Source organism: Protofrankia sp. CiP1_Cm_nod1 (genome assembly GCF_920888515.1).
GTDB lineage: Bacteria > Actinomycetota > Actinomycetes > Frankiales > Frankiaceae > Protofrankia.
In genome coordinates this window covers 1-9,428 of the sequence record NZ_CAKKTM010000378.1, presented here as the reverse complement: position 1 = coordinate 9,428, position 9,428 = coordinate 1, and the positions used below count along the sequence as shown (strand labels likewise).

At 72.4% G+C, this 9,428-nt stretch carries 5 protein-coding genes; 1 reads left to right on the top strand and 4 read right to left on the bottom strand.

Translation table 11 applies throughout. From position 1 onward, the window contains the following. The 3 genes from NBX02_RS16925 to NBX02_RS16915 all read right to left on the bottom strand — a co-directional run. Positions 1–2,938 (bottom strand): pentapeptide repeat-containing protein (locus tag NBX02_RS16925; protein WP_250292135.1); only part of this gene is annotated, 2,938 nt, incomplete at its 3' end. Further along, positions 2,938–3,411: a toll/interleukin-1 receptor domain-containing protein gene (locus tag NBX02_RS16920; protein WP_250286077.1), complete on the bottom strand. Its 474-nt coding sequence runs from the start codon at positions 3,409–3,411 to the stop codon at positions 2,938–2,940. The genes NBX02_RS16925 and NBX02_RS16920, both read right to left, overlap by 1 nt. 327 nt (positions 3,412–3,738) lie before the next feature. Beyond that, a complete protein-coding gene (locus tag NBX02_RS16915) occupies positions 3,739–5,835 on the bottom strand; it encodes an NAD(+) synthase (RefSeq protein ID WP_250286078.1) in 2,097 nt (698 codons plus the stop codon). Between the two features lie 458 nt (positions 5,836–6,293). Between NBX02_RS16915 and NBX02_RS16910 the strand changes: the two genes are divergently transcribed. Next, entirely contained in the window at positions 6,294–7,379 is a 1,086-nt protein-coding gene (locus tag NBX02_RS16910; protein ID WP_250286079.1) for an LLM class flavin-dependent oxidoreductase, read from the top strand. A gap of 491 nt (positions 7,380–7,870) precedes the next feature. On the opposite strand, the gene NBX02_RS16905 is transcribed toward NBX02_RS16910, so the two are convergent. Further along, positions 7,871–9,428, bottom strand: a 1,558-nt coding sequence (locus NBX02_RS16905; RefSeq protein ID WP_250286080.1) for an AAA family ATPase, incomplete at its 5' end; no start/stop codon positions are given.

The window sequence follows — 9,428 nt, the reverse complement described above, 5'->3', positions numbered from 1 at the left end:
TGTTCCAGATACGGGCGGTGTTGTCGTAGCTGGTGGTGAGGATGTGGGTGCCGTCGGGGCTCCACGCCCCGTGGGTGACCAGGCTGGTGTGGCCGGTGAAGGACGACAGCCGGGCGTCGGCTCGGCGGGGGGCGTTGGTCGGTGCCACCAGCCAGCCCGGCCGGCGTGTGCTCGGAGCTGAACGGCACAGCAGGGCCTGCGTCCGGTGGGCGGTGGAGCCGGCCCAGTGGGCGGCGTTCAGGTCGCAGCGTCGGAACAGCGTGCCGGCGAGACCGGTGCGGCGCAGATCGGCCGCGTTCAGGTCGGTGTCGTGTATTTCGGCCCGGGTGAGGTTCGCGCCGGCCAGGTCGGCCCCTGACAGGTCGGCGTCGCGTATCACGGCTCCGGTCAGATCGGCTCCGGCGAACGACATCCCGCGCAGGTCGAGCCGCCGGCCGCCGCCGTCGATCCACCAGCCGGCCAGATCGGCGCCGGCCAGGACGGCGCCGGCCGGGCGGTGGGCCGGGTGGCCGCCACGGGCGGCGGCCAGGCTGTACGCGAAGGCCAGCACCGCCGCCGCGTCAGCCCGGCCCGCCGGGGCATGGGCGGCCAGCTCCGCCAGCGTGGCGATGTGAGGGGAATGCTTCCCTTCGCCATGTCTCTCCTCGTCGCGTCCTGCCAGCCACTGGCCGAGGAAGTCGAGGGTCTCGGGGCTGGGGACCGGCAGCTGCCAGTGCTCGCGCGCCTGTTCCGCGGGCAGTTCCAGCGCCCGGCCCAGATATCGGGCGAGGAAGTACTCCCGCAGCGACGTGTGCGCGAACCCGAACGTGTCGTCGCCCCGGCGGACCAGGAACGTCGCCGTGCGCAGGTCCTCCTTCCACAGGTCGGGTGTCCGGGCCGGGTAGTGCAGCTCCAGGTCGGGCCGGCCGGCCAGGAACTCCAGCAGCCACTGCTCGACGTCGGCCACCTCCCACGTCGTGCGGCCCGACCGCCACAGCTGTGCCGCGAGGTGCTCCATGAGCAGTTGCTTGTGCTCCGGTAACAGCGAGTGCTTGCCGTCGTCCCGCTCCAGCCACTGCATGACGAACGACGCGTACAGGTCCACCGCGCGCACGGTGCGGCCGGCCAGCTTGGCGTGCTCCACCGTCTCCAGCTGTTCGGCGATCATCCGTAGGGTCAGCGGCCGCTCGGCGATCTCACGCAGGTTGTGCACGCTGTCGATCAGCTCCAGCAGCCGGTCGACGTCCGCGCCGGGCACGTTGGCGGCCAGGTACGCGCGCACCTGCTCCTCGTCGAACGGCAGCATCAGCAGGGCCAGGTAGTCGGGGCCGGCCGGGCCGTCCCGGTGCTGGCCGGTGAAGTGCGTGGTCTCGTGCCGGATCGAGCGGAAGTAGTGGGTGCGGCAGGACAGCAGCAGCCGGCTCGGCCGGTCGGCCCGCTGGCTGGCCGGCCGGGACCGCCAGGCATCCTCGGTGGCCCGCCACAGCCGGCGGGTGAACACCTGGCCGGCGTGCGGGTCCAGGTGCACCAGCACCTCGTCCAGCCCATCGAAGATCAGCACACAGTTGCCGGCCGCGACCAGGTCCAGCACCTGCGCGGCGGACGGGCCGGTGCCGAGGTCCCCGGCGGCCAGCAGCGCCTCCAGAATCCTCGGATGGCCCGCCCCCTCCCTGGCCAGCGCCGGTGGCAGGTCGCGCAGGTCGAACAGGATCGGCAACGGCGCCGAGCGGTCGTCGCCGCGGAGATCCAGCAGCGCCTGGGTGAGCAGCTTGACGGTGGTGGTCTTGCCCATGCCGACGTCGCCGAGCAGCGCGCACAGGTGCCGGGCGGCCGCCGAGGTGTCGGTGGCCCACACCAGCAGCCGCTCCACCGCCGGCACCGGCTCGCTGAACCGCCGCGGGCCCGCCGCGGCCAGGACGTCGGCGGCGAGCGACGTCTCCCCGGCCTTCGGCGGCACCGGCTCCACGTCCAGCGCGCGCCGGTCGGCCAGCCGCCGAGCCCACCCCTCCGACTCGGGCCATGGCGTGCCGGGCTCGCTGTCCAGCGCGTGCCGGTCGGCCAGCAGCCGAGCCCACCCCTCCGGCTCGGGCCGTGGCGTGCCGGGCTCACCCAGCCGGTCGTCGATCAGCCCCAGCACCATCTCGACGAACTCCAGCCGCGCCGGCCGCTGCGTGCGCTGGCTGAACGGCTGGCCGGCGCCGTGCAGCACGTCCCCGGCCGGCCCGGCCGGCCCGGCCGGCTCAGCCCCGCGGGCCACTCCCTCGAGGGCGACCCGGATCGGTCGGCGGGCCGTCGAGCCCGGGTGCGCGTGCCGCCGCGCGGCGGCGCTGTCCAGCTCCACCACCACGTCGGCCGCCTCCCGCAGCCGCCGCCGCTCGCTGTCGACCGCGAGCCCGAGCGCGATGTCGGACGCGCTGGTGAGCCGGTAGCCGGGACGCGCCGCCAGCTGCTCGGCCAGCAGCTCGACGAACTGCCGCTCCCGCCGCCGCACCGCGTCGGAAGCCTCCAGCGCCGTCTCCACATGCACAACCCCGCGTTCCACGTGCACAACCCCGCGGATCACCTCGCTCACCGTCGCCGGCACCGGCTCGTCGCCCGTCCCGCGAGCGGCCTCCCGCTGGGACCGCTCGGCGATCTCGTCACCGATGGCGTCCGCGCCCTCGAACCAGCAGAACCGGTCGGCCGGCGGGGCCTTCCGCTGGTCGCTCACCAGCCGCAGCTCGACGCCGGCCGCGGCCGCCGCATCGTCGAGCGCGGCCCGGAACTTGCGGAACGCGTCCTGCGCCTTCTGGTCGCTGCCGCCGGGCGTGGCCGCGTCCAGCGCCCGCGGCATCGGGATCCGGCCGTCGTCGTCGATCAGGTCGGCCAGGGCCCGCAGCCGGGACAGCTGCCGGGGGGTGACGTCGTCGGTGAGCCGGTCGAGGTGCCGGAGCACCGCCCGGCGCGGCAGCCGCCCCATCAGGCGGCGTCGCTCAGCACACGCCGGCGGATCGCCGTGGCGAGGTCCAGGGCGAACCGTTCCCGGCCGGCGCCCCGGGTCTCGGTGAAGCAGCGGCCGCCGGCACCGGCGAAGACCTGCCGCGCGTCCACCCCGTGCAGATCGTGCGAACCGTCCAACGGCACCCGCTTGAGCATCACCGGCAGCACCTTGTCGGCGCTCGGCCCGAGCAGCCGGGGGAGCTCCTCGCGGAGGATGAAGCGGCTGCTGAAGAAGCCGGGGCTCAGGAGCAGCAGCCCGTAGTCGCAGTGGTCCAGCCGGCTGAGGATCTGCCGGCGCCAGTCCTCGCCGAGGAGCAGGTGGGAATCCTCCCACCAGGCGATCCGCACCCCGGCCAGGCCGTCCAGGTGAAGCTGCTCGAGCAGCGCCCGCTTGGCCGCGACATCGTCGTGGCACCAGCTCAGGAACAGCGAGGCGTGGACCAGCCTGCCCATCCGCGGACCCCTTTTCACGTTTTTCCCGATGACTTCACGATAGCCGATGCTGCGACACGCAACGCACCTGGCCGGATCGCCACCGCCACCGGCCACGGGCTCACGGTGTCGTTCACCCGCAACGGCTGCCGTTGCCACGGCGCACGGTCGAGGAGGGCCAGGGGGGCGGGGCTCGGTCGTGGAGCCGACTCGGCCGGCGCGTCGTGGGCGCGGAACGTGTGTCGGCGCGCTCGTGGAACCTGTCAGGCGCGGGCGGCGAGCCAGGCCCCAGCGCGCACGGCGAGCCAGGCCCCAGCGTGCATGGCGCCACCGTTGGGATGGTTGCTGTCAGGGCCCGGCTGGGCGCGGCTGGTTGTGCCGCGGCGTCGTGTCCGGTGGGCCGTTGCGTTCGAGTTCGGCCAGCCAGACGGCCGCGCTCGCGTCCGACGGGGCCCGCCAGTCGCCGCGCGGCGAGAGCGTGCCGCCGAACGACACCTTCGGGCCGTTCGGCAGCGCCGACCGTTTGAACTGCGAGAGCTCGAAGAAACGGAAGAGGAACACCTTCAGCCAGCGGGTGATCGTCGGCAGGTCGTAGGCGTGCCGGCCGTCGGCGGGGAAACCGGCCGGCCAGCGTCCGGCCGCGGCGTCGCGCCAGGCGTGCCAGGCGAGGAAGGCGGCCTTCGACGGCGGCAGCCCGTAGCGCAGGATGTGGAACAGGAAGAAGTCGTGCAGCTCGTAGGGCCCGATACGGTCCTGGGTGCTCTGCAGCGCGCCGGTCTCGGCGTCCGCGGGCACGAGCTCCGGTGAGATCTCGGTGCCCAGGATCGCGGTCAGCAGCCGGCCGGCCGCCTCGTCGAACTGGCCCGAGGCCACCGTCCAGCGGATGAGGTACTGGATGAGCGTCTTGGGCACCCCCGCGTTGACCGCGTAGTGGCTCATCTGGTCGCCGACGCCGTAGGTGCACCAGCCGAGCGCCAGCTCGCTGAGATCGCCGGTGCCGACGACGAAGCCGCCGTGGGAGTTCGCCAGCCGGAACAGATAGTCCGTCCGCAGCCCGGCCTGGACGTTCTCGAAGGTGACGTCGTACACCGGTTCGCCCTCCGCCACCGGATGCCCGAGGTCGGCGAGCATCTGGCGGGCGGCGGGCCGGATGTCGATCTCCGCGCCGGTCACGCCGAGCGCGCGCATCAGCGCCCAGGCGTTCGACTTCGTCTCCTCCCCGGTGGCGAAACCGGGCATGGTGTAGCCCAGGATCGCCGACCGCGGCACCCCGAGCCGGTCGCACGCCTTGGCCGCGACGATGAGCGCGTGCGTGGAGTCGAGCCCGCCGGAGACGCCGATCACCATCGTCCGGCCGCCGGCGGAGCGGAACCGCCGGGCCAGGCCGTGCACCTGGATGTTGAACGCCTCGTAGCAGTCGAGATCGAGCCGCTCCGGGGTGTCGGGGACGAACGGGAAGCGGCGCTGGTGCCGCCGCAGCCCGACGTCCCGCCGGTGCGGACGGTGCTCGAAGGCGACGGTACGGAACCGGCGTTCGGGCTGCCCGGCCAGTACCGCGCTGTCGTTGAACGTCGGTGTCCGCATCCGCTCCAGGCGGATACGGGCGAGGTCGACGTCGGCGACGGTCAGCCGCGGCCCGTCGGCGAACCGCTCGGACTCGGCGAGCAGCTCACCGAGCTCGTGGATCGTGCCCTGGCCGTCCCAGGCGAGATCGGTGGTGCTTTCCCCGAGGCCCGCGGCCGAGTAGACGTAGGCCGCGACGGCGCGGGCCGACTGGGCGGCGGAGAGATACGCCCGGTCGGCCGCCTTGCCGACGACGATGTTCGACGCCGACAGGTTCGCCAGCAGCGTCGCCCCGGCCAGAGCCGCGTAGGAGGACGGGGGGATGGGGGACCAGTAGTCCTCGCAGATCTCGACACCGATCACAAGGTCGGGCAGGTCGGAGGCGGTGAACAGCAGGTCGGTGCCGAAAGGCACGGTCTCGCCCGCCACGGTGATCTCCTGGCCGGTGACACCGGCTCCCGGAGCGAACCAGCGTTTCTCGTAGTACTCGCGGTAGTTCGGCAGGAACGTCTTCGGCACGACGCCGAGGACGCGGCCGCGCGAGATCGCCAGGGCGGTGTTGTAGAGCCGGCCGCCCCGCCGCAGCGGCGCCCCGACCAGCAGCAGCGGCCCGAGGCCGCGGCTGGCCTCGCGGACGGCGGCCACCGCCTCCTCGACCGCGTCCAGCAGGGCGTCCTGCAGGTGCAGGTCGTCGATCGCGTAGGACGACAGGCCGAGCTCGGGGAACACCGCCACGTCGACGCCGTCCGCGTGCGCCGCGCGGGCGAGCGCGATCGTCCCCTCGGCGTTGCGCGCCGGGTCCGCGGTCGCGACCGGCGGGGCCGCCACAGCCACCCGTACCAGCCCGTGGCTGTGGATCGAGCCGAACTCCCGCTGGCCCACGCCGTCCCTCCTCGCCCCCGCGTTCTGACGTCACACGCGTTCCGGCTCCGCGCGTCCGCGCGCCGCCTGTCGTGCCATTGCACATCCTGCGCGTTCCCGGCGTCCCGCGTCGCCGCGGCCGCGCGGCCGGCCGGCCCCGGCGCGCGGCCGGCTTTCCCGGGGCGGAAGCGTTCACGATGCCGTGTAGAAGCGTGGGCCCGTGCCCTCTGTCGCGTCTGTCGCGTCTGTCGTGTCTGTCACGGTGTCGGCGGCTCGAGCTGGCCTGCGCCCGTACCCGCCGCCCGGAGCGCCGATACGGCCGGCACGGCGCTCCGGATCCTTCAGCCGTGCCGGCGGGCGGCATGTTCAATGCTGTATGACGACCGCGCGGTCAACAGGGCGGGGCATACCTCAACCGGCCGCGCGCGGACCGGTGCGGAACCAGGTGGGGCTGAGGTCTTCAGGCAGGAGGTCTTCAGATGAGCACGGAGTTCCTCTGGTACATCCCCAACACCGTCGAGCCCGGGCACCGCGGAGACGACACCCGCGACGGGTGGGGAACCCTCGACTTCTCCACCGACCTCGCCCGCGCCACGGAGGACCATGGCTGGGGCGGCGCCCTCATCGGGACGGGCTGGGGCCGTCCGGACACCTTCACCGTGGCCACCGCGCTGGCCGCCCGCACCACCACCTTCCAGCCGCTGGCGGCGATCCGGCCCGGATACTGGCAGCCGGCGCACTTCGCCAGCGCCGCCGCCACCCTCGACCAGCTCAGCGGCGGGCGCCTGCTCATCAACATCGTCAGCGGTCAGGACAGCCTTGGCGCGTACGGCGACGCGCAGCACGACCCGGCCCGCCGGTACGGCCGCACCAGGGAGTTCCTCCAGCTCGTGCGGCGGCTGTGGGCCGAGGAGGACGTCACTTTCCGTGGCGAGTACTTCGCTGTCGAGAACTCGACAGTGCGCCCGCGGCCACACCTCGCCGAGCGCGGCCGGCACCCGCGGCTCTACTTCGGCGGTGCCTCGGCCGCCGCGGAGCGGGTGTCGGCGGCCGAGGCCGACGTCCAGCTCTTCTGGGGTGAGCCGCTGGAGGGCATCGCCGAGCGGATCGACCGGCTGAAGACGCTGAGCTCCTTCGTCGGCCGCGCCCACGCCCCGCTGGAGTTCGGGCTGCGGATCACGACCCTGGTCCGGGACACCACCGAGGATGCCTGGCGGGACGCCGAGGCGAAGGTGGCGCTGATGGCGCGTGAGGTCGATCAGCACAACGACCCCGAACGGCGCCGGGCCGTCGGCCAGCAGCGGCTGCTCGACCTCGCCGAACGCGGCGAGGTGCTCGACTCCTGCCTCTACACCGCCCCCGGCCGGTATGGCGGCGGCGGCGCGGGCACCACCTGGCTGGTCGGCTCCCCGGACGACGTGGCCACCGCCCTGCGCGGGTACGCCGCCCTCGGCATCACCCACTTCGTCCTCTCCGACACCCCCTACCGGCAAGAGGCCGCCCGCATCGGCGACCAGCTCCTCCCGCTGCTGCGCGCCCCGGAACCGGTCCGAGCGGATGTCTGACCGGATGTGATTCCATGATCGGCAGGTGTATCCAGGCGGGAACGACCATCTCCGTGGTCACGGCACACCTCCCGGAACTGGCCTGGAGATCCATTCCTTTCAGATAAACGTAACGTGACCGTCCCGCCGCGGGCGGCGCGACAGGTCCGGAGACCGGACGATGCCCAGGGCAGTGAGCAGCCGCCAGACATCGGTCGACGGGTCTCGGCCCAGGACGGGGCAGCCGGGGGCGTGCCCGGAGCGCGCCGACCACTCCGCCGGGGACACGTCGGCGTTTCTGTCCACCGACTCGTACTGCGCCTGTGCTGCGTCACAGGCACCGTGCGGGCAGGCTGTGACGAGTGCCCGGGCGTTCGCCACAGCCGTCCCCTCCCTGTCGCGGAGAGCTTCGCGCCGTGTGGCTCTGCGGTCCAGCGGACGCATGTCTTCCATGCTTCCCCTCCGGCGGCGTTTCGCCGGAGGTGGGCTGTCAGGCTGTCTGTTGCGTCCGCTCACGCTGTTGCCCTTGTCGCCGGCCAGGTGAGCGCACGGACGAGTTCGCCGGCGGTGACCCGGGGGACCCCCCCGTAGCGGCCGCGCAGGTAGCCGCGTTCAAGGTTCTCCTCCTTACGGGGCCGGGCGTCGGTCAGCGGGTACAACTCGGTGGCGCCTGAGTGTTTCTTCACGGTGAGCCACACCTGGTCCCGGTCGAGCGGGCGGTCAAGGACTGCGTTGCCGAGCAGGGTCGCGTCGTGTGTCGTGAAGATCATCTGAGCGTTGTGCGGGTTGACGTCGGGGTCCTGGAAGAGCCGGACGACCTCCGCGGCCAGGGTGGGGTGCAGACTTGCGTCGAGTTCGTCCACCAACAGGGTGGTGCCGGAGTCCAGGGCCATCAGCAGGGGGCCGAGGAAGGCAAACCAGGCGTGGGTGCCGAGGGACTCCTCGGACAGGAAGTCCAGCGGGATGGTTCCGCCGTCCGGCGTCCGGTGGCGCAGTCTGACCTGTCCGGTGTTGTGGTCGACGTCGATCCCGGCCAGGCCGAGATCGGCTACGGACAGCATTTGATCGATGCGGTTATGGTAATGAGTAGCCTGTTCCGGGTCTGTCAGCAGGTGCTGGGTCCAGCGCGTGCGGGCCGCGGTGTCGGCGCCGGGGGTGACCGGCCACAGGCTGTCGAGGAACCAGCGGTGCAGGGCGGAGAGCTGCGGGTCGTTGAGCGTGGCTCCTACCGAGAGGAAGAGCGCGTTCGGCCGGGTCAACGCGACAAGATCCTCGCGCCTGCCTCTGAACCCGGAGCCTTTGAAGACGAATTCGTCCCCGCCATCGTCGGCCCGGCCGGCATCCCGGTCGAACCAGATGTTGCGCTTGCCGTGGGGGTAGGCGTGCAGCCACTCCGCCTCGACCCGCCCGTCCGAGAGCTCGAAGCCGTAGGTGTAGCGGACGGGGGTGCGACCCAGCAGCAGGTCGACCTCGAACAGCGACGTCTGCTCCCGGCAGGACGGATCCAGTCGGAAGGGCTCACGGGGGACGCTCCCAGGGGTCTTCGCCCAGTCCGCGAACGAGCCGCGTACCGCATCCTTCATGAAACAGACGGCGGCCAGCAGATTCGACTTGCCGGACGCGTTCGCCCCGAAGACCCCTACCACGGGGAGTACCGTCACCGGCCGTCCCTTGGACGTCAGCGACGTCGGGCGCGCGGTCCCCTCGTTGAGCTCGGTGCCGATCAACGAGAGCTCGTGTTCGTCGCGGATGGATCGATGGTTGGCCACCCGGAACCGGAGAAGCATGATCGACCTCCCGGGAGACGTAGCCAGCAGTTCTGTCACGAGCAGATCTATGCAGAAATTCTGCATGAAGAAGTCTACAATGCTCGTACTCGCGATGTCGCCGGGTACTTCTTTGGTCACCTGACCGACGCTGGCCGCCATGGAGAGGTCGACGCGGACGTCCTGCGGTGTGCTCCAGCCCGCTGGTACGAGCGACTGCTCGCCGCGGGCAGGCCGAGCAGCCTGCCCCTGCGCCCGTATGTCTTCACTCCCGACGACATCCCCCTGGTCGTGGACCCGCAGG